Source organism: Neptuniibacter caesariensis (assembly GCF_000153345.1).
In the GTDB taxonomy this organism is placed as follows: Bacteria; Pseudomonadota; Gammaproteobacteria; order Pseudomonadales; family Balneatricaceae; genus Neptuniibacter; species Neptuniibacter caesariensis.
The window spans coordinates 1,116,416-1,141,378 of sequence record NZ_CH724125.1; the positions used below are offsets into that span (position 1 = coordinate 1,116,416).

The following is a 24,963-nucleotide window of genomic DNA, read 5'->3' on the forward strand; positions in this document are numbered from 1 at the left end:
CAGCTTAATTTGCCTGAGTTTACAACGAGCTATAGAATGCACGCCCTGAAACTGTTGTTCAGAGCATAAACAAATTAACTGGAGTCACATGCCCGCTTTCCCCGCCCTCGAAACCCTGGTCGATAATTTCCGAAATCGTCGGCCTATCCGTGCAGGATCACTGATTATTACCGTATATGGTGATGCGATCGCACCCCGTGGTGGAACCGTATGGTTGGGCAGCATGATCAAACTCCTGGAGCCGCTGGGGCTTAACCAGCGCCTGGTACGCACCTCGGTGTTCCGTCTGGCAAAAGAAAACTGGCTGGTTGCCGAACAGGTTGGCCGCCGCAGCTATTACAGCCTGACCGGGCCCGGTATCCGCCGCTTCCAGAAAGCCTTTAAACGTGTCTATGCCGATCAAAACCCGGAATGGGATGGTCGCTGGCTGATGGCCATCTTAAGCCAGCTTGAACAAGATGAACGCCAAAAGCTTCGTCAGGAACTTGAATGGCACGGTTTCGGCACCCTGTCTCCCACCGTTTTACTGCATCCACAGATGCAGAAAAGCGAACTGCAGGCCGTGTTGCAGGAATACGACTACACCGATGATGTGATCATCTTTGAAGATATGGGCGAAGGCAGCACCGCGACCCGCCCGCTCCGTCTGCAAACCCGTGAATCCTGGAACCTGCCGAAACTGGCTGAAAGCTACCAGAGCTTCCTCGATAAATTCCGCCCGATCTGGAACCACATCAACGACAAGGGTATCCCAACCCCTGAACAATGCTTCCAGATCCGCACCCTGCTGATTCACGAATACCGCCGAATCATCCTTCGAGATCCGGAACTACCGGATGAACTACTTCCGGGCGACTGGGCAGGCAGCGCCGCACGCCAGCTGTGTACCAATATCTATCAGCGCGTCTGGCAAGGGGCTGAACAGCATATGGATGCCGTACTGGAAACCGCCGAAGGGCCACTACCTCCGCCGAATAATAAGTTTTATAAGCGGTATGGTGGATTGAATTAAAAGCGCTTGAGGCAGCCAGGGGCGGCTGAATTCAGGAAAAAGCGGATGAAGGCACAGCTCCGCTGCTAGAGCACGCCACTTCGTGGCTAGAGAAAAAGCAAGGGCTAGTTGTTAGATTCTAGAAGACTTCTTTCGTCACTTTCCAGACATTTAACTCCCGGGTTCAGGAGATTTGGCGCGATAGAACCAACGTCCCCTATAGCCTCTAGTTTGCGTTTTCAGTGTTCATATTGATTGATAGCTGGACTGAACTAATATAGATGGCAGTGTAGGCATTGGTACATCTCCGCCGATGACTGGTGAGGCGAGACTTTCCTCGTAGAAATGTACTCCGTTTGCCTTTAAATAGCCGAAATTAGCATCAGCACTCACATGATCTACTCCTCCAACACTTGGAAGCCAGCCTTTCACATTTGCTTCGTACGACAATAGCCAATGTTCATCGTACAAACCCTCAGCACACATCTGGGTTTCCCAAAGACTGGTATTAAGAGGCTTCGCTAATAACCCTTTGGATTGACAGTCAAGAGCTAGAAGAGCAACACATGAGTCTTCGCAACTGGAAACAAGAACAACTGCGCAGTCATTAAGAGTTAGCTTTAGTGCTAAACACCCCCATAGCGAGTTAGCAACCTCACTTGAATGTCGAAGTGGGGCGTGATTTTCAATCAAGTCGTTAAGTACTTCCTGTATTTCACCTTTCAACGGAGCAGCCCCGGCATTCACTCGGCTTATTATTTGTTCTAGGGCATATGGCAAGGTTGCAGGCTCAGGAACGACGCAAAGTAATATCAAGCGTTGAAACAACTCCCAATTACCAGCATCTACCGTCACGGACCTAAGGCGTGCAATTGCAAATTGTAAAACAGGCTCATCAAGGTGATGCCTATGGAATTCGAACGCCAGCGAGAAGAATGCCTCTAGGTCTGTTGCTTGACTACGCTTAGAAGCTCTAAATCGAAATTTCTTCAGTTCACGGGACCAGTCACTTTCTAATGGAAGTGGTAATTCAGATACTTTGGTTTTTTTAGGGTTAAGCGCAAGCTCATAGTCAGATAAGCAGGTTTCAAGAAAGTGGAATGCTTCTTCGGCCTCCGTTCTTGTACTAAAGCTCAACTCATAGTCATCTATAAACCTGTGTCCCTTGATAAGAGGCAATTTTGTGATCAAAGCGTGATCACACTGATGCATTATAAGCTCTGCTAAAACTAAGGATGTATCAGGGCCAATTGGTATGCCAACCGTTTGTCCGTCTTGCCCTTGTCGAACCAAGAAGTCCAACTTGTTACCCAAAAGAGTTAACGCGCGACTGGCTTTGGCAACTGGTTTTGTATGTAGAGCCCATGGAATGGAATGAGTGTATATGCTGTGATAGAAACGGCTAATATCTGTAGTTAAAACAAATCGCCTTCCAATCCTTGTGTGTATAGCTAAGCTAGCTCTATCTCCCTGTGAATGCTTTCCATCAATAGCTCTACCAGTTTTTTTTTGTTCTGGAGCAGTAGCTGCTAACGAAGAACCGCCTGCCACACTAACAATGCTTGTCCAGTTGCTTTCAATCTCCCGTGATAAAAGATAATAAAGAACCGGATTACATATGCTTAATTTTCTCCTCAGCAGTCCACCACGTGCGTGCGTGTAAACGCAAAGTTTTGCTTTAGGTATCTTGGCTTTCTTAGTGATATTCTTCGCAAAATCCCCCGTCACCGGAATAGTAGATGAAGTAAGGAGTTCAGCGAAATTATCTGTGATAAATGGTGCCGGCAGCTCCTTAGGGAAGAAACCCCTAGCCAAGATATCCTTTAAATGCATGTCTTAATCATCCGTCGTTTTACTGCGCTAACACCGCAAATAACCAGACTCAAAAAGCTCGAGGCGGCTTGTGTTGTCCGAAGTTCATTTGTTTGTTATACGCTTCCATATACTCTTTCCCATTCGATAAACTCTGAAAATGAACGGGCTCGTAGTAGGCGGGCAGCATGGTTTAAAAAAAGCCTAAGGTTAAGTGTTGCCTTCCATCCGTACTGTTTTTGACGACCGTATAAATAAATAATAGGTGTGAAATACTCACCTTCAGCCCCACCGTCAGAAAAATGCTCTTGATCGAAGTTAATTTTGTGGGAATGGATTATTTTATTACAGGCCTCCCTCAAAGAGAGCTGCTTAGTTTTTCCATTTTGCTCTAGCCTGCCACTGAAAAATGGATCTCTTTCTTCTATATCAGCCTCTGATTCATCATCTAGCATTCTAAGAATGATGGCTGTTTGCAGAAGGATTCTCGACACTTCGTCCGTGAAGAATTCTCTCGGTAAGGCTTCTATAGCGTAATCATCTTGTGAGGCATGTGTTTCTGCAATCGAACGTGCCGCCTCGAAGTAACAAACCAGTCTGTAAACATCGAGTCTAATTTGCTTGAGATCGATGGTGTGGTTCTTATTGAATCTTGGATTCTCGGTTTCGGCCATGATTGTAGTACACCTAACGCCAAGCTAAGTGGCGGGCATCAGTCCGTCCTTGCTCAATCGCTTTGTTAAGCGTTAAATTGGATGCCGTATTTTTTACAAAAATTCTCATCACTTAGAGCAAAAGATAGATCTTTTTCGTTAGAAATTTGATTTTTAAGATCTTGATTAAGATCAATAGCAATGTCTAAATGTTTCTCTATCTCTTTTATATCTTGCTTTAGAATTGACATGAAGCACGCTTGATTCCAATTAAGCTGATAAGTTTGTGTATCACTAGTATGCTCCAAACCTAAAGCAACGATATTTGCCTCAAGCGCTTCTTCATATTGTTTTAGGTGATAATGCTGCAATGCTTTAAGCCCCCAGGCTCTATCACTGCTTTCGACTTCAATGGCCTTTTCAAATTCTTCTAACGCTTCTTGATGCTGTCCATCTGATCTGTATGCCTTCCCTTCTAGTAAAAAGTTCTTCTCTTTCAGATATTTTATTTCTTTTTCTTCTTCGTCTGATCTCGCTTTTAACTCATCAATTTTAGATTCCGTCTCCGTTAATTGATTAAGGAATTTTTTTGATACACTTTCTATAAATGATCGTGATGATATTGCTGCAATCAATGAAAATCCAAATAATATAAAAATAGATTTATCTTCAGCTTTGACTTCTTCAAGTAAATTGCTAGATATCATTTGTAAGAATACAGGTATCATAAATGAGGCTGCGACACCTAGACTTAAACATTTAAATAGATTGCTCTTCAGAAACGTTACGTCTTTGTCTTTTGGTGTGTTTGAATAATTAATCAAGCCCCCAGACATTCCTGCAAACAACAAAGTTATAAATATAATAAAATTAGTACACACAATTAATTTTCCTTAATGATGCCTATTAATTTTGCTTAACGCCTTGCTAAGCGGCAATAAAATATTTGGCTAAAATTAGCGAGAAACGAGCAAAAGCCAACTGTTTCTTGTCCGCTTGAGCAATTTGTCAGCCTTCTTTTTCTCTGTTGTTTAGGTCACGTTCTTGTTTTTTTCTTCTATTTTCAGCCATTAACATTATGGCTGCATTTTGTTCCCATGATATTTTAGTAAGAAATTTATTCTTTGAGAATTCATTTTCTATCCTGTTTAAAAATGAGTCTAGCCACCAATAGTAGCCCCAACCTTGAACTGAAAATAATGATTTAGCATAAAAATCTACCGTAAGGCTTAAACCAATATGAAAAGTTGAAACTGACATTAGATCCCTGCCCATATACAACTGTTCAAAATTACGAGGCAGATTGGCATTTACACCAATAAAACTAGGCTTAATTTTTAACTCAAAACGGGGGGTCTTAATCACTAAGCTAGAGTCTTCATCACGACTAATTGAACTTCCTTTAGGAAGAACCATTTCAAAATGATTGAACATAGCTCCGCCTTTTCCAAATGCGTAAACTACTTTACCATCTTTTGATTCACCACCATGTTCAATAAAATGCTCCCGCTCTTCCATGGGTCTAGAAAATAAATCTAAGAATCTGTTATCTAATAAAACTTGAGGTATATTTTTTCTTTCAATGGTTACCAATTCATCATTTGACACACTGGAATTATTATTAAAATGAGAACTCAAATGTAAGCTAAGCTGATTTAAAGTAAAATACTCAATAGCTTCCAATAGAATTACATTTGATTTTGGGCGTTTAGAAACAGCCTGACCATTTTCAAAATACATACCTAAACCAATAGGTGATTCTGACCAGATTTTTTGAAAAGCTTTATTTTCAGTACATAGCGCAGTGATTGCTGTTTTAAGCTCTTCTGTAACTTCATAATTCTGAATCGATATTATTTCACCTGAATCTCTATCTGTACAAATAACACCATTAAACTCATAGATTCCACTATTTTCTGGCTGTAAGTTCCTCAATAGAATTAACAAACCTATTACTACAAGTAGCCCTCCGATTATAAGTGATTGAGTAGAACCTAAATCAAGATAAGCAAGAAACCCTGAGGCTAAAATATTGACACCAAGAGAGACTAGTACAGCGATTACAAATACTTCAAACAGATTTGCTTTAAAGGCAAGTAAATTTGCTAACTTTTTATTTTTCATATATCCCTGCCCAAAAAGGCTAACATTTGTATATACGGGAGTCAGTATATCTACCCTAACGGCATGTGTTTAATAACAGATGTAAGAAATTGAAAAGGAAGGAATAAATTAGAAATTACTGAGACTCTTCCGTGACAAACCGCCCATGCGCTATATCAATTGATATACGGGGTCCGTGTATCTACCCTCGTTAGACTTCCATCTGTCTGTTTTTATAAGATTTTTAACTTAGCATCGAGGCAAAATCAAGCACATTTCATATCAGATCATGATGCTGAAACGGCTCAAAAAACTGCTTTGCTGAAATATACTGTATAAACAAACAGATTTTATTCACAGCAATAAATTGGCATTTGTCTGCAAATAGCACAAAGCAGCCGTTTTAATTTACAAGCTTTTTCCTGAATTCAGCAGCTCCCGACCGCTTCTATCTGCCTTTGTTTTTCCTCTAGCAGCGAAGCTGCGCCCTGAAGCGCAGCGCCCTCTAGCCGCAAAGCGGCGTCCTGCTTTTACGCCTCAGTCTTATACTTCGGCTTAACCTCGCCCACATCCATTCTTGGGCGGTTTGGTTCCACTTCGGTGAGTGGTTCGACCTTTTCCATGGTCGTTAAACAGCGGTTGGTGAGATCCTGATAAGTTGCTGTACCGGCACTTTTCCAGGCGATCTCTTTATCGGAGACTTCGCGAAGGAATTTGGCGGGTGAGCCTACCAGCATGCTGCGCGGTTCACATTTGAAAGCCGCCTTTACAAAAGCACAAGCTGCGACGATCGATTCTGCGCCGATTTCAGCACCGTCCATCACTACGGCATTCATACCCACCAGCGCATTACGACCAATACGGCAGCCGTGCAACACGGCACCGTGGCCAATATGGCCATCTTTCTCAACCACAGTATCGGTTCCCGGGAAGCCGTGCAGAACGCAGGTATCCTGTACGTTTGCACCCTCTTCCAGAATCAGGCGGCCAAAATCACCACGCAGGGCCGCGTTAGGCCCTACATAACAGCCAGGGCCGATGATCACATCACCGATCAATACGGCGGTTGGATGCACATAAGCCGTTGGGTCTACCACCGGCGTAATTCCATCAATACTATAAACCTGCATAAATCCCCTCAATTCCAGTGCCTGGCTACTTATATTTATTCGCTGACCATGTGACGTCGACTTTGTACAACCGCGTAACGGTCCGCAACAAAGGCCACATCAGTCAAAGATGCGTTCGCCGCTGGGTTATTACCGGTCGCATGGAAATCACTGAATGCGGCAGCCTGATTAACAAAGACTCCACCATCCAGATTGCATGACAACGCAACGCCCTGCTCGATTGCAACTTGTTCAGCTTTATCTAATATTGCCTCATCCTGAGAGTAAACCGCAAACGTGATCGCGCCTTTATTCGCCACAGCCTCAGAGATCAGCTGTAACCCCTGGTCTGTATCTTCAACCGCAACCAGGAAGCTGATCGGGCCGAACTGCTCCTGCTGCCATGCGGCGTCTGTTCCTTCGACTTCCAACACTAAGGGTGTACGATAAAGGGCATTTTCGAAACCCGGTACCGGATGGCTTTCAGAAGCCAGGCGAACTTTACCCAGGCTTTCGGCTGCTTCGAGGCGCGCTACGGTTGCCGGATTGGGAATCGCCCCCAACACACTAATGGCACGCTCAGGATCGGAGAGGAACTTTTTGATGGTGTTACACAGATAGTCTGCCACCTGATCAAAACTCATCTGACCTTCGTCGGTTTCAATACCCGTTTTCGGAATTAACACCGCTTGCGGCGTGGTACACATCTGCCCTGAATAGAGGCTCAACGCGAACGCCAGATTCTGGGCACTGCGCTTAAGGCTAGGCAAACTGTCGATAAGAACTGTATTCACCCCAGCCTGTTCTTTATAGATACGTGCCTGACGAGCGTTTTCACTGAGCCAGTCACCGAAGTGATTGCCGCCGGTATAGTCGATGATCTTCATATCTGGATGAGTCGCCAGCGCCTGTGCGATGCCTACCTCATGACCTTCTGGCGCCATCTGGACCAGGCAAGGGTCAAAGCCACACTCTTCGAGTACCTGCTGGCAAACCTGAACGGTAATTGCGACCGGCAATACGGCCTGTGAGTGGGGTTTAATAATAACCGGGTTACCCGTCACTAAGCTGGCAAATAATCCTGGGTAGGTATTCCAGGTTGGGAATGTCGAACAGGCCACAACCATGGCAATACCACGTGGGACAATATGGTACTTCTTACTCATCAGCAGCGGATCATGCTTACCCTGTGGCTTATTCCATGTAGAGGAAACTGGTACTTTAGACATCATCAACCAGGCCGTAGCTACCGCTTCCAGACCGCGATCCTGTGCATGGGGCCCACCTGCCTGAAAGGCCATCGCAAAACCCTGCCCGGTGGTATGCATAGTGGCATTGCCGATCTCAAAACTACGTTTGTTCAGCCTCTCAAGAATCTCAGCACAAACCCCTACACGGGCCGCAGGCCCCGCATCACGCCAGGCAGGCAGTGCCTGTTTAGCCGTCATGATCAGGTCTTCTGCATTGTACTGATCATAGCTAATCCCTAACTCGCCGGTGTATGGAGAAACTTCAACACCTACGCGCCCTTGCGGCTGCGGACCTTTAACGATAAAAGGCTGATTAAGCGATGATTCAAAGGCTTCTTTACCTTCCTGCTTAGCTGTTTCCCCGTAGATTTTCCCGCTTGGAATCTCTGGGTATGGAAGCCAGTGCCCCCTCTCCTGAATCGCGTCACAGGCTTTCGCTAACAATTCTTTATGCTTATTAAATAGTGAATCTGCTTTAGACATAGCTGAGGTACCTGCTTGTTACACTTCTTATAGTTACGATACAAAAAAGAACAAAATATAATATTTTTTGTATCCAATACTTGAACAAACTATAACCTACGTTATTGACTTACATCAAGGAAAAAACCATATACCCTTATTTATCAACAAGTTAAACGCATGACACTCACCATCAATAATTGACATAATCAATACATGATTAGACCAATGAGTCAGTACAAAAACCTACAGCCCCTTCCCATAGCAACCCAAGCAAATACAACAAAAACCTATACAGATCAGCAAGTTAACCCATAACAAACCAATTAACCACAAAAACCAAAAGTGACACAAAAAATGCAATACAGGTTTGACAAAATGGATCACTTTGCATTTAATTAGAATATTGATCGGCATCAATGTTTGCTACTGCATTTCCGGAAATCAGTCTTCAGTAGCATCAAGGCCAATGAAGAGTACTCCGTGCTAAGAGAAAGTACTCGTTAACATATTAAGCAATTGACAGGACAATGCATGAGCACTCCAACAAACCTTAAGGTGAGTGAACCTACTAAGGGTGTGTTAACTATTACCCTGCACCGCCCTGAAGCATTAAATGCACTGAATACGAAACTGCTGGAAGAACTGGCAGACCTTCTTGATGAGATCCAGAGCAACCCGGAAGTGGGTGCTGTGGTTATTACCGGTTCCAGCAAAGCATTTGCAGCCGGCGCTGATGTTCGTGAGATGGCGACCCTGGATGCCGTTGGCGTACTACGCGACCCACGTGTTGATCATTGGAAACGAATTACCGCTTTTAAAAAGCCATTGATTGCTGCCGTTAACGGCTTCTGCCTGGGCGGCGGCTGTGAACTGGCGATGCACGCAGACATTATCATCGCGGGTGAAGAAGCCAAATTTGGTCAGCCTGAAATCAAACTAGGCATCATGCCAGGTGCCGGCGGCACTCAGCGCTTGCTTCGCGCTGTTGGTAAGTCGATGGCGATGCAGATGGTGCTAACCGGCGAGCCTATCTCAGCCCAACAGGCGATGGGCTTCGGTCTGATCTCTGAAATCACTATTCCTGAAACAACTGTTGAACGCGCTCAGAAAGTTGCACAACAGATTGCTCGCCACGCACCGATCGCGGTGGAGATGGCAAAAGATTCCGTACTTAAAGCTTTTGATACTGATCTGGCTTCTGGCCTGCTCTATGAGCGTAAGGCATTTACGCTGCTGGCTGCTACTGAAGACCGTAACGAAGGTATCAACGCTTTTATCGAAAAACGCAAACCCGCTTTCAAAGGATGCTAAGCATGAATTTCGAAACTGTAAGCCTATCAATTGAAGATGGGGTAGCACTGCTTGCCCTGAACCGTCCCGATCGTCTGAACAGCTTTAACGCTGACATGCACGAAGAGATGCGCCAGGCAATCAAAGCCATTAAGAAAGATGAAAGCGTACGCTGTCTGGTACTAACCGGTAACGGCCGTGGTTTTTGCGCTGGCCAGGATCTAAGCGACCGTAACGTTGCAGCTGATGCAGAGATGCCAGATCTGGGTCTGTCTGTAGAAAAGAACTATAACCCATTGGTACGCACACTACGTGATCTGCCAATGCCAGTTATCTGTGCTGTTAACGGCGTAGCAGCAGGTGCCGGCGCTAACCTGGCACTGGTGTGTGACATCGTTGTTGCAGGACGCTCTGCAAGCTTTATCCAGGGCTTCAGCAAGATTGGTCTGGTACCTGATTCTGGTGGTACCTGGACGCTGCCACGTCTGGTCGGTACTGCACGCGCTAAAGCACTGATGCTGCTGAGCGACAAAGTATCTGCTGAGCAGGCTGAAGAGTGGGGCATGATCTGGAAGTGCGTTGATGATGAAGCACTGATGGATGAAGTCATGGGCATGGCGAAGAAACTGGCTAAACAGCCAACGAAAGGTTTCGACCTGACTCTGCGCGCAGTGAACGCAGCCAACACAAACACGCTGGATGAGCAGCTTGATCTGGAACGTGACCTTCAGCGTCTGGCGGGCCGTACTGATGACTACCGTGAAGGCGTAGCAGCATTCATGGAAAAACGTGCACCAGAATTTAAAGGCAAATAAGCGAGCGTTCTATGACTAACACTGTTTCTCCTCTGGATAAAAGCGCTCAGATTGCAGTCATCGGTGCCGGCACAATGGGTGCAGGTATTGCGCAGGTTGCAGCCGCTTATGGCCACCCGGTTATTCTGTTTGATATGAACCCGGAAGCGATTGAGCGTGGTATTAACCACATCAAATCGGGTCTGGAACGTCAGGTTTCCCGTGGCAAGATGACCCAGGAAGCCCTGGACGCATTGCTTGCAAACATCTCGCCAGCAACTGAGATCGAAGCTCTGGCTGATTCCAAACTAGTGATTGAAGCGATCATTGAAGATCTGGGCATCAAGCGTGGCCTGCTGGCTAACCTTGAAGCCACTTGTGCGACTGATGCGATTCTTGCAACGAATACGTCGTCTATCTCTGTTACCGCGTTGGGCGCTGAGATGAGCAACCCGGAACGTCTGGTAGGTATGCACTTCTTCAACCCGGCTCCTGTGATGAAGCTGGTTGAGATCGTATCCGGTCTGGCGACGTCTCAGGCGGTAGCCGATCAGACTCATGCTACGGCAACAGCATGGGGCAAGCAGGCGGTATACACCAAATCAACGCCGGGCTTTATCGTTAACCGTGTGGCACGTCCTTTCTATGCTGAATCACTGCGTATTTTTGAAGAAGGTGGCGCGGATCTGGCAACCCTGGATCAGGTGATTAAAGGTGCGGGTAACTTCCGTATGGGTCCATTTGAACTGATGGATCTGATCGGCCACGATGTTAACTATGCAGTAACCTGCTCCGTATTCGATGCTTACTATCAGGATCCACGCTTCCTACCATCACTCACCCAGAAAGCACTGGTTGAGTGTGGCCGTTTGGGCCGTAAGAGCGGTCACGGATTCTACGATTACGCAGAAGGCGCTGAAAAACCAGCGGCTGCTATCACCACCGGTGGTAACGCACCTGCTCAGGTACAGGTTGTGGGCGATCAGGGTGTGGCTAATGCCTTGGTTGAGCGTATGGAAGCTAAAGGCCTGAACGTTGAAAAACAGGCGTCTGATACTGAATCTTACATCAAAGTTGGCGCTGCACGCCTATGCCTGACCGACGGCCGCTTCGCGACTGAAGTAGCTGCAACAGGTAACCCGGACACGGCGCTATTCGATCTGGCGTTGGACTACAACGCTGCAACCGCACTGGCAGTATCTTTCGCTGATCAGTGCAGTGAAGCAGCTAAGCAAGACGTTATCGGCCTGTTCAATGCGCTGGATATCAACCTGAGCGTGATCGACGATATTCCAGGCCTGGTAGTTATGCGTACCGTAGCGATGCTGGCAAACGAAGCCTCTGATGCGGTTAATCAGGGTGTTTGTACTGCAGCAGATGCGGATGTTGCGATGCGTGGTGGTGTGAACTATCCACAGGGCCCTCTGGCCTGGGCAGATGCAATCGGTGTTGCTCATGTTTTCAATACCCTGAGCAATCTGCAGCAGTGCTACGGTGAAGATCGTTACCGCCCTTCTGCCCTGCTACGCCGTAAGTTCTTCGCTGGAGCAACGTTCCATGGCTGAGCAGATCAACTACGCAGAAAAATATGACCTTAATGATCCGCAGCAGCTGGCTGAAGCCTGTCGCGATGCCTTGCTGGCAGACGATCCGCTGACCCGCGAGCTGAAGATGGAGATCATCAAGGTTGCACCAGGCTACGCAGAGCTGACTATGCCGGTACAGGATTGGATGACCAACGGTCATGATACTTGTCACGGCGGCATGATCTTCTCACTGGCAGACAGTGCTTTTGCATTCTCTTGCAACACAGAGAACCACCCGACTGTTGCCGCTGGCGTGACCATTGACTACATCAGCCCGGGTCACAAAGGTGACCTGCTGGTAGCCAAAGCAAGCAAATCTCATCAACGCGGACGTACCGGTGTATATGACGTACGTGTTGAAAACCAGAAAGGTGAACTGATCGCACTGTTCCGCGGTCGTTCTCATCGAATCCGTGGTGTCGTTATTCCAGGCACCGAACTACCGGAAGGAAAATAACTTATGACCGATGCATATATCTGTGATGCGATCCGCACACCCTTCGGCCGTTACGGTGGTGGTTTAGCCCCTGTACGTCCGGACGATCTGGGCGCGATCCCACTGAAAGCACTGATGGAACGTAACCCTCAGGTTGACTGGGCAAGCGTTGAAGACGTGATCTACGGTAATGCTAACCAGGCAGGTGAAGATAACCGTAACGTTGCACGTATGTCTTCTTTGCTGGCAGGCCTGCCAACCTCTGTACCGGGTACTACGGTTAACCGTCTGTGTGGTTCTGGTATCGATGCGATCGGCATGGCTGCACGTGCAATCAAAGCAGGCGAAACCGATCTGATGATCGCCGGTGGTTGTGAATCTATGTCACGTGCGCCTTTCGTTATGGGTAAAGCTGAATCTGCATTCAGCCGTAATCCAAACGGTCTGTTCGATACGACAATCGGCTGGCGTTTCATCAACAAGAAGATGAAAGCAGAGTTCGGCGTTGATTCAATGCCTGAAACGGCTGAGAACGTCGCAGAAGATTTCAACATCTCCCGTGAAGACCAGGACCTGTTCGCATTCCGCAGCCAGCAGAAAACTGCGGCTGCGATGGAAGCAGGCGTCTTTAAAGAAGAGATCGTTCCGGTTGTGATTCCACAGCGTAAAGGCGACGACGTTGTTGTAGATACCGATGAGCACCCGCGTGCTTCTACTACTCTGGAAGGTCTGGCTAAGCTGAAAGCACCTTTCCGTGAAGGCGGTTCTGTAACTGCAGGTAACGCTTCTGGTGTAAACGATGGTGCTTGTGCTCTGCTGATCGCGTCTAAAGAGGCGGCAGAGAAGAATGGTCTGACACCTAAAGCACGTATCGTTGGCATGGCAACAGCGGGCCTTGAGCCTCGCATCATGGGCTTTGGCCCTGCGCCAGCCACTAAGAAAGTTCTGGAAAAAACCGGCCTGACACTGGACCAGATGGATGTGATCGAACTGAACGAAGCATTCGCATCTCAGGGTCTGGCGGTCATGCGTGATCTGGGTCTTCCAGATGATGCTGCCCACGTAAACCCGAATGGCGGCGCGATCTCTCTGGGTCACCCACTGGGTGCCAGCGGTGCACGTCTGGTGACTACAGCTATGTACCAGCTACACCGTACCGGTGGTCGCTACGCGCTGTGCACAATGTGTATCGGTGTCGGTCAGGGTATCGCAATTATTATCGAGCGCGTTTAAACGTGCCAATGGGAAGGCTTCGGCCTTCCTGTGAATAACGCCCAATAGAAGGCGTGTTCATAAACGACAGAGTAAACAACAGGACAGGATTATGATGAATATCAAAGTGGATCCAAACGCACTCGATCCGATCGAAACAGCCAGTATTGATGAAATTCGTGCGCTGCAGCTGAGCCGCATGAAGTTCAGTATCAAGCACGCTTACAACAATGTAATGGCTTACCGTCAACTGTGTGATGAGAAAGGCGTTCACCCATCTGATCTTAAAACTCTGGAAGACCTGGCACTGTTCCCGTTCACTACTAAGCAGTACCTGCGTGATGCTTACCCGTTCAACTCGTTCGCTGTTCCAATGAGCGATGTTGTACGTATCCACGCATCTTCAGGTACGACAGGTCAGCCAACGGTTGTAGGTTACACACAGCACGACATCAACGTTTGGTCTGATGTTGTTGCCCGTTCTATCCGTGCAGCGGGCGGCCGCAGCACTGATAAGGTACACGTATCTTACGGTTACGGTCTGTTCACTGGCGGTATGGGCGCGCACTACGGTGCTGAGCGTCTGGGCTGTGCTGTTATTCCGATGTCTGGCGGCCAGACAGAGAAGCAGGTTCAGCTGATGCGCGATTTCGATCCGGACATCATCATGGTAACGCCATCCTACATGCTGAACCTGATGGATGAGATGGAGCGTCAGGGTCTGGACCCACAGGAGATGGCGCTGCGTATCGGTATCTTCGGTGCTGAACCATGGACTGCTGAGATGCGTAAAAACATCGAAGGTCGTCTGGGCATCGATGCAGTTGATATCTACGGCCTGTCTGAAGTTATGGGCCCTGGTGTCGCGCAGGAATGTGCTGAAACCAAAGATGGCCCAACTATCTGGGAAGATCACTTCTACCCAGAGATTATCGATCCAAACACAGGCGAAGTACTGCCAGATGGCGAATACGGTGAGTTGGTATTCACGTCTCTGACGAAAGAAGCCCTGCCGGTTATCCGTTACCGTACTCGCGACCTGACTCGTCTGTTGCCAGGTACTGCACGTCCGATGCGCCGTATCGACAAGATCACTGGTCGTTCTGACGACATGTTGATCATCCGTGGTGTAAACGTATTCCCAACGCAGATCGAAGAACAGATTCTGAAGATCCCAGCGCTGGCACCTCACTACGAGATCATCGTCACTAAAGACGGCAACCTGGACAAAGTACAGGTGAAAGTTGAACTGACACCTGAAGCGCAGAACACCGCTCAGGATCCTGTTGTTAAAGAACTTCAGCACCACATTAAATCTGTTGTTGGTATCAGCACCAAGATTGACGTTGTACCTGTTGGTGCGCTGCCACGTTCTGAAGGTAAAGCGAAGCGCGTTTTCGATAACCGTCCGAAGTAAGCAGTTAATAAAAATACAGGATGCCGGGTATCCGGCATCCCTACATAGAGCTCTGCAGCCCTGCCGATAGTGCAGGACCTGCAAACCCAATTTGTGGAGGCAAAACAATGACCCCTCAAGAAGAACAATTCTGGGCAAAGATCGAAGCTGAAGAGAAGATCGAGCCAAAAGACTGGATGCCAGATGACTACCGCAAGAACCTGATCCGTCAGATCTCGCAGCATGCTCACTCTGAAGTAATTGGTATGCAGCCTGAAGGTAACTGGATCACTCGTGCGCCATCTCTGCGTCGTAAAGCGGTACTGCTGTCTAAAGTACAGGATGAAGCGGGCCACGGTCTGTACCTGTACTCTGCTTGTGAAACGCTGGGCATCTCTCGTTCCGAGATGATTGAACAGCTACAGACAGGTAAAGCCAAGTACTCTTCTATCTTCAACTACCCAACACTAACATGGGCCGACGTAGGCGCAATCGGTTGGTTGGTAGACGGTGCAGCGATCGTAAACCAGGTATCTCTGCAGCGTACCTCTTACGGCCCCTATTCCCGTGGCATGATCCGTATTTGTAAGGAAGAATCCTTCCACCAGCGTCAGGGTTATGAAGCGATCCTGGCTTTGGCTAAAGGTTCTCCAGATCAGAAGGCAATGGCTCAGGACGCTCTGGACCGTTTCTACTGGCCTGCACTGATGATGTTTGGTCCTCACGATTCTGAATCTGCACACTCTCAGAAGTCTATGCAGTGGAAGATCAAGCGTGAAACGAATGACGATCTGCGTCAGAAGTTTGTTGACCAGACGGTTAAGCAGATTGAAGTACTGGGTCTTGAGCACCCGGACAAAGCGATCAAGTGGAACGAAGAACGTGGTCACTATGACAGCAGCGATCTGAACTGGGACGAGTTCTGGAGCGTGATCAACGGTAACGGCCACTGCAACCGCCAGCGCATCGAGCACCACGTTGCTGCTCACGATGAAGGCGAATGGGTACGCGACGCTATCTCCGCGTACAACGAGAAGAAACGAGCTAAAAAAGCACAGAACGCTGCGTAAGGGGAAACTGAAATGACTAACATCACTGAAAAACTGGAACTGTTTGAAGTATTTGTACGTTCCAAGCGTGGTCTGGACCACAAACACGTAGGCTCCCTGCACGCGGAAGATCACGAACAGGCGCTGGAATACGCACGTGATTGCTACACCCGTCGTAGCGAAGGCGTAAGTATCTGGGTTGTTAAATCTTCTGACATCTGTGCTTCTCAGGAAGACGATGCGGATTGCTTCTACGATCCAAGCGATGACAAACCATACCGTCACGCGACTTACTACGTTCTTCCTGACCCAGTAAACAACATGTAATTGGTGGGGATTAAAGAATGAGTGATATCAAAGCTGCAACGCTTGAATACGCAACCCGCCTGGGTGATGACTCTGTTGTTCTGGGTCACCGCATCTCTGAGTGGGTAAGCTACGGTCCTTTCCTGGAAGAAGACATCGCATACGGTAACGTATCTTTGGACTACATCGGTCGTGCTCGTATGTTCTACACATACGCTGCTGAACTGGCTGCTGATGGTCGTGACGAAGACGATTTCGCATTTATGCGTAACGATCGTGAATACCGCAACCTGCTGTTGATGGAGATGCCAAAAGGCGACTTCGCATACTCTCAGGTTCGCCAGCTATTCGCAGACGTTTACTACACAGTTCTACTACCAGAATTGCTGCAGTCTAAAGACGAAACACTATCTGCTATTGCGGCAAAAGCGATCAAAGAAACTAAATACCACCTGCGCCGCAGCCGTGACTGGGTTCTGCGTCTGGGTGACGGTACTGAAGAGAGCCACAAGCGCACTCAGAAAGCTGTCGACCAGCTGTGGGGCTACACGCACGAAATGTTCGATATGGACGAAACGGAGCAGCTACTGGCTGACGAAGGTATCGGCGTTGACGTTTCCAAGCTGCGTGATGCATGGCTGAAAATGGTAACGGACATCCTGACTGAAGCAACGATCACAGTACCGGAAGATAGCTGGGCTGTTCGTGGCGGCCGTACCGGTTACCACACAGAGAATCTGGGTCACATGCTGACTGAGATGCAGATCGTGCACCGCTCTAACCCAGGTTGTAAGTGGTAAGCCGACATGAATGAAATCTCACTGATGCCGGAAGAGCAGTACCAGCGCCTGCAGCAACGCAACGCTGAAGACGTAAAGGAACTATGGGATCTGCTCGACGAAGTTAAAGACCCCGAAGTACCGGTGCTGACGATTTGGGATCTGGGGATTCTGCGTGATATCGAACGTGAAGGTGACAGCGTGATTGTCACCATCACGCCGACCTACTCCGGTTGTCCGGCGATGGACAACATCAGCACAGACGTCACTCAGGTATTGAATGATGCTGGTTACGCTGATGTGAAGGTGAAAACCTCACTGTCGCCTGCCTGGAGTTCAGAATGGATGTCCCCTGAGGGCCGTCGCAAACTGCGTAACTATGGCATTGCGCCACCAGAAGACGCAGATCTTGATGAAGACGGTCTGACACCGGATGCCCACGCGCAGTGTCCACACTGTAGTTCCCGAAATACACGCCGGGTAAGTGAGTTTGGCTCTACAGCCTGTAAAGCACTGTTTCAGTGTAACGACTGTAACGAACCATTTGACTATTTTAAGAAAATCTAGGTTCAACCTGGGTTTTAAGATAAAGGTGAAGCAATGTCTGACACCAATTTCTACACGCTAAAAATCGCTGAAGTGCAGCCGGAAACGGATACGGCAATCGCGGTTAGCTTTGCAGTTCCTGCTGAACTGCAAGACAAGTTTAACTTCATTCAGGGTCAGTTCCTGACCCTGCGTGCTGAGATCGATGGCGAAGATGTCCGTCGTTCTTACTCTATCTGCTCTGGCGTTAACGATGGCCACATGCGTGTGGGTATCAAGCGCGTTAAAGACGGTAAGTTCTCTAACTACGCGAACGATAACTTCAAGCCGGGTATGAGCGTTGAAGTAATGCCTCCTCAGGGTAGCTTCTTCACTGAAGTGAAAGCAGATCAGAAAAAGAACTACATGTGCATCGCTGCAGGTTCTGGTATCACACCAATGATCTCGATCATGAAGACTGTTCTGTCCACAGAGCCTGAGTCTAAAGTGACCCTGATTTACGGTAACCGTCGTAGCAACACCGTTATGTTCAAAGACGAACTGAACTTCGTTAAGAACCGTTACCTGGATCGTTTCCAGTGGATCAACATCATGGACTATGAAGACCAGGGTGCTGACTTACTGAACGGTCGTATCGATAACGCAAAAGGTTACGCGCTGCAGAAATCCGGCCTGATCAACATCAAAGAAGTTGATGAAGCATTTATCTGTGGTCCTGAAGCGATGATGTCTGAAGTCTCTCGTGGTTTCCGTATGGAAGGCCTGACTGATGAGCACATCCACTACGAGCTGTTTGCAAGCTCTGCGACTGACTCTAAAGCGATGCTGGAAAAAGCCGCTGCACGTAAAGAGCAGTTCGGCGAAGAGAAGATGTCTAAAGTTACCGTCATGGCTGATGGCCGTTCAGTTATGTTCGACCTGGCAACTGTGGGTGAGAACATTCTGGATGCAGGTATCGAGAACGGCATGGACCTGCCTTACTCCTGTAAAGGCGGCGTTTGCTCTACTTGTAAGTGTAAGCTGGTTAAAGGTGAAGTGGACATGGATATCTCCCACGGCCTTGAGCAGCACGAGATTGACGCAGGTTATGTTCTGAGCTGTCAGGCACACCCAATCTCTGACGAAGTTGTTCTGGACTTCGACGCACGCTCATAACGTGTTTCCGGGCAGTTAAACTGCCCGGATCTTTCTCTGATCCTGAGCTTTAATCGCTTGTTTCTGTCGCGATTAAAAAGAATCATTTGAGGTTATCAACCTGATGAAACTACAAAGTTATATCAACGGCCAGTGGGTCGAAGGTACTGACGCAGGTACTGAAGTATTTAACGCGATTAACGGCGAATCTGTCTGTACTGTTAGCTCTACAGGTGTCGACTTTAACGATGCGGTTCGTTTCGCTCGTGAAAAAGGCGGCCCTGCCCTGCGTAAAATGACATTCCATGAGCGTGCTAATGCTTTGAAAGCATTGGGTAAGCACCTGATGGAGAAGAAAGAAGATTTCTACCGCGTATCTGCCTGGACAGGTGCAACACGTGCGGATAGCTGGATCGATATTGAAGGTGGCGTAAGCACCATGTTCACCTACTCCAGCCTGGTTCGTCGTGAACTACCAAACGAAACGTTCTTGGTTGAAGATGACGCACAGATTCTGTCCCGTGAAGGTACCTTTATTGGTCGTCATATCCTGACACCAAAAGAAGGTGTAGCGGTTCATATCAACGCATTCAACTTCCCTTGCTGGGGTATGCTTGAGAAGATCGCTCCAAGCCTGGCTGCGGGTATGCCGGTTATCGTTAAACCCGCAACAGCCTCTTCATACCTGACAGAAGTGATGGTTAAAGAGATCATCGCATCTGGCATTCTGCCAGAAGGTTCTATCCAGTTGATCTGTGGTGGCGTTGGCAACTTGCTTGATCTGCTAAACGAGCAGGATGTTGTGACTTTCACAGGTTCTGCATCAACGGGCCAGAAACTTCGTACGCATCCAAACATCGTTGCAAACTCAATTCCATTCACTATGGAAGCCGACTCGCTGAACTGTGCGATTCTGGGTGCAACGGTTGAGCCAGGTTCTCCTGAGTTTGACCTGTACGTGAAAGAAGTCGCGCGCGAGATGACCGTTAAAGCCGGTCAGAAGTGTACTGCCATTCGTCGTGCCATTATCCCACGTAACCGTGTTGATGCGGTGACTGAAGCTCTGAAAGCTCGCCTGAGCAAAACCGTGATAGGTGACCCTTCTGTGGAAGGTGTTCGCATGGGTGCTCTGGTAGGTCGTAGCCAGGTAGCAGACGTATGGGACAAAGTGGAACAGCTGAAACAGAGCTGTGAACTGGTTCACGGTGGCAGCGAAGATTTTGAGATTGTGGGTGGTAACCTGGAAACAGGTGCATTCTTCCCAACAACACTGCTGTACTCTGACAAGCCGATGGAAACAGACGTACCCCATGGTGTTGAAGCCTTTGGTCCTGTTTCTACCCTGATGGCCTACGACGATATCGATCAGGCGATCGCGATCGCTAAGCTGGGTAAAGGTTCGCTGGCGGGTTCTATCGTAACCGCTGACAACCTGGAAGCACGTGAGCTGGTATTGGGTTGCGCCTCTTACCACGGTCGTCTGCATATCCTGAACGAAGCTTGTGCTAAAGAATCTACAGGCCACGGCTCCCCGCTACCAACATTGGTACACGGTGGTCCAGGTCGTGCCGGTGGTGGTGAAGAGCTGGGTGGACTGCGTGCCGTTAAGCATTACATGCAACGTACAGCAATTCAGGGTAACCCAACAACGCTGACTGCAATCACTAACGAGTTCAACCCAGGTTCTGAACAGATTAAAGATGATGTGCATCCGTTCCGTAAGTACTTTGAAGATGTACAGATCGGTGAAACACTGATCACACATCGTCGTACAGTGACAGAAGCAGATATCGTCAACTTCGGTTGCCTGTCCGGTGATCACTTCTACGCTCACTTTGATGAGATTGCTGCCAAAGATTCTCTGTTCGGTAAGCGAGTAGCTCACGGTTATTTCGTTCTATCGGCGGCTGCGGGTATGTTCGTAGAACCTTCTCCAGGTCCGGTTCAGCTGAACTACGGTCTGGAAAACCTGCGTTTCATCGAGCCAGTGGGTATCGGCGACACTATTCAGGTACGCCTGACCTGTAAGCGTAAGATCAAGAAAGATCGTCGCAACCCTGAAGATGAGCCTAATGGCGTAATCGTTTGGGATGTTGAAGTGATCAATCAGGATAATACCCCTGTAGCGGTATACAACATCCTGACCATGGTTGTGCGCAGAGAAGACTAGGTCCTTTTTTTAAGGGTCCCTATGCCCTTATCTCTTCTCTCTACCTTAAGCCCTGACTATGTCGGGGCTTTTTTTTGCATTTTGCCCGTCTAAATGTGCAAAGATCGCCTTAAGTCATTCCTTTTCCCTACCGAACTGCTATATTCGACACTAGATATTAGTAATATATTAAGGAATCTGCGAATAAGTCTCATGCTTTCTCAGTGGACTATAGAACGGCTATGTGCGCGAAAGTCAGTGCAGTGGAATGTCTAGACCTTTTCAAACTGACTGACAAAGCAGATAGCCGTTATACAGCCCACCCTGCGGGGCTTGCAGAGCAAGTGAATCGCTTTGTTAATAATTTTCGCCAGGCAACCAGCATGACTGTAATTATTGCCGCGCGCTTCATTTGCTCTGTAAGCCTGAGTCGCATAGGACTTGTTCGCAGGTTCCTGACTAGTTTAGCCCTATTCATTAGGTGGAATTACATGCCCAAGGCTTGCAGATCACTAATGAAGCCGGGAGAATATCCGCTACGTTCCAATAAAGATAAAGAATATGCGTAAGTTTGAAGACTCTCTGCCACTACAATTGCTAAAAGCACGCGAAGCAACCATGTTGTTCTTCCGTCCTTTACTCCATGAAAATTCCCTGACAGAACAGCAGTGGCGTGTACTACGTGCGCTCTATGCGTATAAAGAAATGGAGTCGAAAGAGCTGGCTAATCGTTGCTGCCTGCTAAGCCCAAGCCTTACTGGTATTCTGAAACGCCTGGAACAACAGGGCTATGTACAACGCCGTAAGTCTGAAGAGGACCAACGCCGCACTATTATCAGCCTGACCGATCAGGCCAACGAGTTGTTCCAGAAGCTCAGCCCTGAAGTTGAAGCGCGTTATAAGACTTTTACTGATCGCTATGATGAGAAAAAACTGAAAATGCTTATGGAGATGCTCAAAGAGCTTTCCGAACTAGAGCCTTAAAACAAGCTTTAAAGCTAGCCGCTGTCTCCAGACAGATAGCGGCTACAATCCCTTCCAGCTACTCAGCTCTTTTTAGTCTCGCCAAGGCTGATCTCAATCAATATAAATAGTTAGCCCATTGACAATAGATAACATGACAACTATCTTTAGTTGAAATATAATTAACATATTAAGTTAATTCACTAACTAATCAGCATCTCTTTGACTGTCCCCCAAAGAGCGCTGCTGTTAGAAAAATAAAAGTTGAGAGGTTTACGATGGGAGAGATTGTTCTCGCTGCTAAAGTAACTCATGTCCCAACCATGCTGCTTTCTGAACAGCCTGGTAAGCTAGAAGGCTGCCGTCAGCAGGCTATCGACGGACATAAAGAGATTGCGCGCCGCGCACGCGAAGCTGGTGCAGATACTGTTGTTGTTATTGATACACACTGGCTGGTTAACGCGGGCTATCATGTAAACTCTAATGCACACTTCAAAGGCTCTTTCACTAGCCACGAGTTTCCGCATTTCATCCAGAACATGGAATACGAGTACTCAGGTAACCCTGCTTTGGGTGATCTGATCGCTGAAAAAGCGACTGAGAAAGGCGTTTTCACACTGTCTCACCAGGTTGAAACCCTGTCTCTGGAATACGGTACGCTGGTACCTATGCGTTACATGAACCCGGAAGGTGATCTGAAAGTCGTTTCTGTTGCGGGTTGGTGTACAGTTCACAGCATCGAATCTTCTCGTAAGCTGGGTGAAGCGATTCGTGAAGCGATCGAAGCTAGCGATAGCAAAGTAATGTTACTGGCTTCCGGTTCCCTGTCTCACCGCATCTGGGACAACGATGATTACGAAGCTAACAATGGTACGTTCACGATCTCCAAAGAGTTCAACCGTCAGGTAGACCTGCGCGTTCTGGACCTATGGCAGCAGGGTGAAATCGATACTTTCCTGAAAATGCTACCAGACTACTCTGAGTGCTGTTCAGGTGAAGGTGGTATGCACGATACTGCTATGCTGTTTGGTGCACTGGGTTGGGATCAATACCAGGGTAAAGGCGAGATCATTGGTGAATACTTCCCAAGCTCAGGTACAGGCCAAGTCAACGTAGTATTCAGCCTGTAAGCACTCGCTGTAAAAGTTAAAGTCGAACCAAAGGGCGCCTTCCAATCTGGCGCCCTTTTATTTTCTACAAAGGATAGGCAGAACATGCTGGTAAATGACAGTTCACTCGGCTGGGAAACCGCTAACTCAATCGCTAAAGCGGCCTGCCAATATGCTGCAGATAATAATCTGCGTATCTGCACCTGGGTATTGGACCGCCACGGCAACCCGCTGGCAATGCAGCGCATTAACAATGCTCCCATGCCTTCAACAGAGATCGCTCGCGGCAAAGCTTATACTGCGGTGAGCTTCGGCTTTGGTACGCATCTTTGGCAGGAACGCCTGGCGACAAAGCCCCACCTGCTAGCCGGCTTAAATGTTCAGGAAGGCGTCGTGATGTTTGGCGGCGGTCTGCCGATAAAACATGAAGGTGTGATTGTTGGCGCTATCGGTGTTTCTGGAGCCAGCGAAGCACAGGATCAGGAATGTGCTGAAGCGGGTATTGCCGCCATTACTCAGCTCAGCAACTAGTACAACCTTGCAGGAAGTTTACGTTCAGAATGGATCAGCACAAGCCGCTACCCCCAATCGCTTATTTCACCGTCATGTCGATGGTGAGCCCGATTGCCCTCAACATTCTGCTACCCGCACTGCCCGATGTTGCCGAGAACTTAGGGGTCACCACCAGTGAAGTTCAGCTTAGCCTGACGCTTTACTTGTTCTCGTTAGCGATCGGACAGCTGATCTGTGGTCCACTCGCTGATCGGTTTGGGCGCCGCCCCATTTTGCTCACAGGTATCGCTTTGCATTTTATCGGTTGTTTACTGGGTGCATATGCTGATGACCTAAATTCTCTGCTTGCGGCCAGAGTACTTCAGGCGCTCGGCGGCTGTACGGGCATGGTACTCGCGCGAACTATTATGCTGGATCGGTACACCCGTGATCAGGCGGCGGGAAAAATCGGCTACATTACTTTGTCTATCGCCCTATCTCAGGCGATTGCTCCCACACTGGGAGGGCATATTAACCTGCAGTTTGGCTGGCAGTATCTGTTCCACTTCTCGCTGCTACTTAGCACGGTTTCCTGGTTGATCGTTATGTTTATGATCCCGGAAACGGCAAAGGAGAAAACCGATAGTCTGCGTATTACCCGGGTACTATCACAATATTGGCAGGTACTTAAAGCACCTAACTACCTGGGTTATGCACTCTCTACGACCTTCATTGCCTGTGCCTTTTACCTGTTTATCGGCTCTGCACCCTATATCGTAGATAGTGAGATGGGAGGTACATCAGCGGACTTCGGTAACTGGTTTCTAATAGTTTCGCTGGGGTTCATGCTGGGCAGCTTTACCGCTGCAAAGATCTCCGCCCGACTTGGCATCCAGCGGATGATTATTCTTGGTCATTCCCTTTCCACCCTGGCAGCGGTCACAATGCTGCTATGCATTCTGAGCTTCGGGCTCCACTACTTTACCCTGTTTATACCTATGGCCCTGTTTACCCTTGGCCGTGGCTTCAGCCAGCCGAGCGGACAATCGGCGGGGATTAGTTGCAGTCAAGGTTCACCAAGTACAGCTTCGGGACTCATGGGGTTTATCCAGTTATTAACAGGTGCGGTGATTGCACAAGTGACACCCTTCATACTTGCAGCAGGCTCTGTTTGGATTATCGTCACGCTTCTACTCTGCCCTCTTCTGGCATTTGTCGCATTCTACACGACCCGAAGCGCCTAGTTTTGGATGGTTAAAAATCCATAGCTCCAATAAAAAATGCCGCGCTAGATGCGAAATGCTGTTCACTCAAGAAGAGAACAGCATTTATCTTTGTT

The 24,963-nt window shown here is 48.1% G+C and carries 23 protein-coding genes; 17 read left to right on the plus strand and 6 right to left on the minus strand.

All coding sequences use genetic code 11. The features are described 5' to 3' along the window. Positions 1–88 precede the first annotated feature (88 nt). Positions 89–1,012, plus strand: a complete 924-nt coding sequence (paaX, locus tag MED92_RS05280; RefSeq protein WP_007020473.1) for a phenylacetic acid degradation operon negative regulatory protein PaaX — start codon at positions 89–91, stop codon at positions 1,010–1,012. A gap of 225 nt (positions 1,013–1,237) precedes the next feature. On the opposite strand, the gene MED92_RS05285 is transcribed toward paaX, so the two are convergent. The 6 genes from MED92_RS05285 to paaN form a co-directional block, all read right to left on the minus strand. Then, positions 1,238–2,824, minus strand: coding sequence for an RNA-directed DNA polymerase (locus MED92_RS05285; protein WP_007020474.1), 1,587 nt, complete (start codon positions 2,822–2,824; stop codon positions 1,238–1,240). Between the two features lie 95 nt (positions 2,825–2,919). Further along, positions 2,920–3,477: a hypothetical protein gene (locus MED92_RS05290; protein WP_007020475.1), complete on the minus strand. Its 558-nt coding sequence runs from the start codon at positions 3,475–3,477 to the stop codon at positions 2,920–2,922. Between the two features lie 65 nt (positions 3,478–3,542). Continuing rightward, positions 3,543–4,337 carry a tetratricopeptide repeat protein gene (locus tag MED92_RS05295; protein WP_007020477.1) on the minus strand — a complete coding sequence of 265 codons (795 nt, stop codon included), beginning with the start codon at positions 4,335–4,337 and terminating at the stop codon, positions 3,543–3,545. A 127-nt stretch (positions 4,338–4,464) separates the two neighbouring features. Beyond that, on the minus strand, positions 4,465–5,580 hold the full coding sequence (locus MED92_RS05300; protein WP_007020478.1) for a hypothetical protein: 1,116 nt from the start codon (positions 5,578–5,580) through the stop codon (positions 4,465–4,467). Positions 5,581–6,089: 509 nt separating this feature from the next. Continuing rightward, positions 6,090–6,689 (minus strand): phenylacetic acid degradation protein PaaY, encoded by a 600-nt coding sequence (gene paaY, locus MED92_RS05305; protein WP_007020479.1) that lies wholly within the window; start codon positions 6,687–6,689, stop codon positions 6,090–6,092. 35 nt (positions 6,690–6,724) lie between these two features. Continuing rightward, positions 6,725–8,401 carry a phenylacetic acid degradation protein PaaN gene (paaN, locus tag MED92_RS05310; RefSeq protein WP_007020480.1) on the minus strand — a complete coding sequence of 559 codons (1,677 nt, stop codon included), beginning with the start codon at positions 8,399–8,401 and terminating at the stop codon, positions 6,725–6,727. Positions 8,402–8,914: 513 nt separating this feature from the next. On the opposite strand from paaN, the gene paaF reads away from it, so the two are divergent. The 16 genes from paaF (at position 8,915) to MED92_RS05395 (ending at position 24,868) form a co-directional block, all read left to right on the plus strand. After that, positions 8,915–9,694 carry a 2,3-dehydroadipyl-CoA hydratase PaaF gene (gene paaF / locus MED92_RS05315; RefSeq protein ID WP_007020481.1) on the plus strand — a complete coding sequence of 260 codons (780 nt, stop codon included), beginning with the start codon at positions 8,915–8,917 and terminating at the stop codon, positions 9,692–9,694. Positions 9,695–9,696: 2 nt separating this feature from the next. Then, positions 9,697–10,488 carry a 2-(1,2-epoxy-1,2-dihydrophenyl)acetyl-CoA isomerase PaaG gene (paaG, locus tag MED92_RS05320; RefSeq protein WP_007020482.1) on the plus strand — a complete coding sequence of 264 codons (792 nt, stop codon included), beginning with the start codon at positions 9,697–9,699 and terminating at the stop codon, positions 10,486–10,488. 11 nt (positions 10,489–10,499) lie between these two features. Continuing rightward, complete coding sequence (paaH, locus tag MED92_RS05325; RefSeq protein ID WP_007020483.1) at positions 10,500–12,032, plus strand: 3-hydroxyacyl-CoA dehydrogenase PaaH; 1,533 nt, start codon at positions 10,500–10,502, stop codon at positions 12,030–12,032. Continuing rightward, positions 12,025–12,510, plus strand: coding sequence for a hydroxyphenylacetyl-CoA thioesterase PaaI (paaI, locus tag MED92_RS05330; protein ID WP_007020484.1), 486 nt, complete (start codon positions 12,025–12,027; stop codon positions 12,508–12,510). Before paaH ends, paaI begins: the two co-directional genes overlap by 8 nt. 3 nt (positions 12,511–12,513) lie before the next feature. Beyond that, entirely contained in the window at positions 12,514–13,722 is a 1,209-nt protein-coding gene (gene pcaF, locus MED92_RS05335) for a 3-oxoadipyl-CoA thiolase (RefSeq protein WP_007020485.1), read from the plus strand. Positions 13,723–13,813: 91 nt separating this feature from the next. Then, positions 13,814–15,118, plus strand: coding sequence for a phenylacetate--CoA ligase PaaK (paaK, locus tag MED92_RS05340; protein WP_007020486.1), 1,305 nt, complete (start codon positions 13,814–13,816; stop codon positions 15,116–15,118). Positions 15,119–15,225: 107 nt separating this feature from the next. Continuing rightward, positions 15,226–16,167 (plus strand): 1,2-phenylacetyl-CoA epoxidase subunit PaaA, encoded by a 942-nt coding sequence (gene paaA / locus MED92_RS05345; RefSeq protein ID WP_007020487.1) that lies wholly within the window; start codon positions 15,226–15,228, stop codon positions 16,165–16,167. 12 nt (positions 16,168–16,179) lie between these two features. Next, positions 16,180–16,473, plus strand: a complete 294-nt coding sequence (paaB, locus tag MED92_RS05350) for a 1,2-phenylacetyl-CoA epoxidase subunit PaaB (protein WP_007020488.1) — start codon at positions 16,180–16,182, stop codon at positions 16,471–16,473. A gap of 17 nt (positions 16,474–16,490) precedes the next feature. Beyond that, complete coding sequence (gene paaC, locus MED92_RS05355; protein WP_007020489.1) at positions 16,491–17,252, plus strand: 1,2-phenylacetyl-CoA epoxidase subunit PaaC; 762 nt, start codon at positions 16,491–16,493, stop codon at positions 17,250–17,252. Between the two features lie 6 nt (positions 17,253–17,258). Then, on the plus strand, positions 17,259–17,798 hold the full coding sequence (paaD, locus tag MED92_RS05360; protein ID WP_007020490.1) for a 1,2-phenylacetyl-CoA epoxidase subunit PaaD: 540 nt from the start codon (positions 17,259–17,261) through the stop codon (positions 17,796–17,798). 33 nt (positions 17,799–17,831) lie between these two features. Further along, a complete protein-coding gene (gene paaE / locus MED92_RS05365; protein WP_007020491.1) occupies positions 17,832–18,932 on the plus strand; it encodes a 1,2-phenylacetyl-CoA epoxidase subunit PaaE in 1,101 nt (366 codons plus the stop codon). Positions 18,933–19,035: 103 nt separating this feature from the next. Continuing rightward, on the plus strand, positions 19,036–21,081 hold the full coding sequence (gene paaZ, locus MED92_RS05370; protein WP_007020492.1) for a phenylacetic acid degradation bifunctional protein PaaZ: 2,046 nt from the start codon (positions 19,036–19,038) through the stop codon (positions 21,079–21,081). A 540-nt stretch (positions 21,082–21,621) separates the two neighbouring features. Further along, complete coding sequence (hpaR, locus tag MED92_RS05380) at positions 21,622–22,044, plus strand: homoprotocatechuate degradation operon regulator HpaR (protein WP_007020494.1); 423 nt, start codon at positions 21,622–21,624, stop codon at positions 22,042–22,044. A 257-nt stretch (positions 22,045–22,301) separates the two neighbouring features. After that, positions 22,302–23,153, plus strand: a complete 852-nt coding sequence (hpaD, locus tag MED92_RS05385; RefSeq protein ID WP_007020495.1) for a 3,4-dihydroxyphenylacetate 2,3-dioxygenase — start codon at positions 22,302–22,304, stop codon at positions 23,151–23,153. Positions 23,154–23,237: 84 nt separating this feature from the next. Continuing rightward, positions 23,238–23,663 carry a GlcG/HbpS family heme-binding protein gene (locus MED92_RS05390; RefSeq protein WP_007020496.1) on the plus strand — a complete coding sequence of 142 codons (426 nt, stop codon included), beginning with the start codon at positions 23,238–23,240 and terminating at the stop codon, positions 23,661–23,663. A 29-nt stretch (positions 23,664–23,692) separates the two neighbouring features. Continuing rightward, positions 23,693–24,868: a multidrug effflux MFS transporter gene (locus MED92_RS05395; protein ID WP_007020497.1), complete on the plus strand. Its 1,176-nt coding sequence runs from the start codon at positions 23,693–23,695 to the stop codon at positions 24,866–24,868. Positions 24,869–24,963 lie beyond the last annotated feature (95 nt).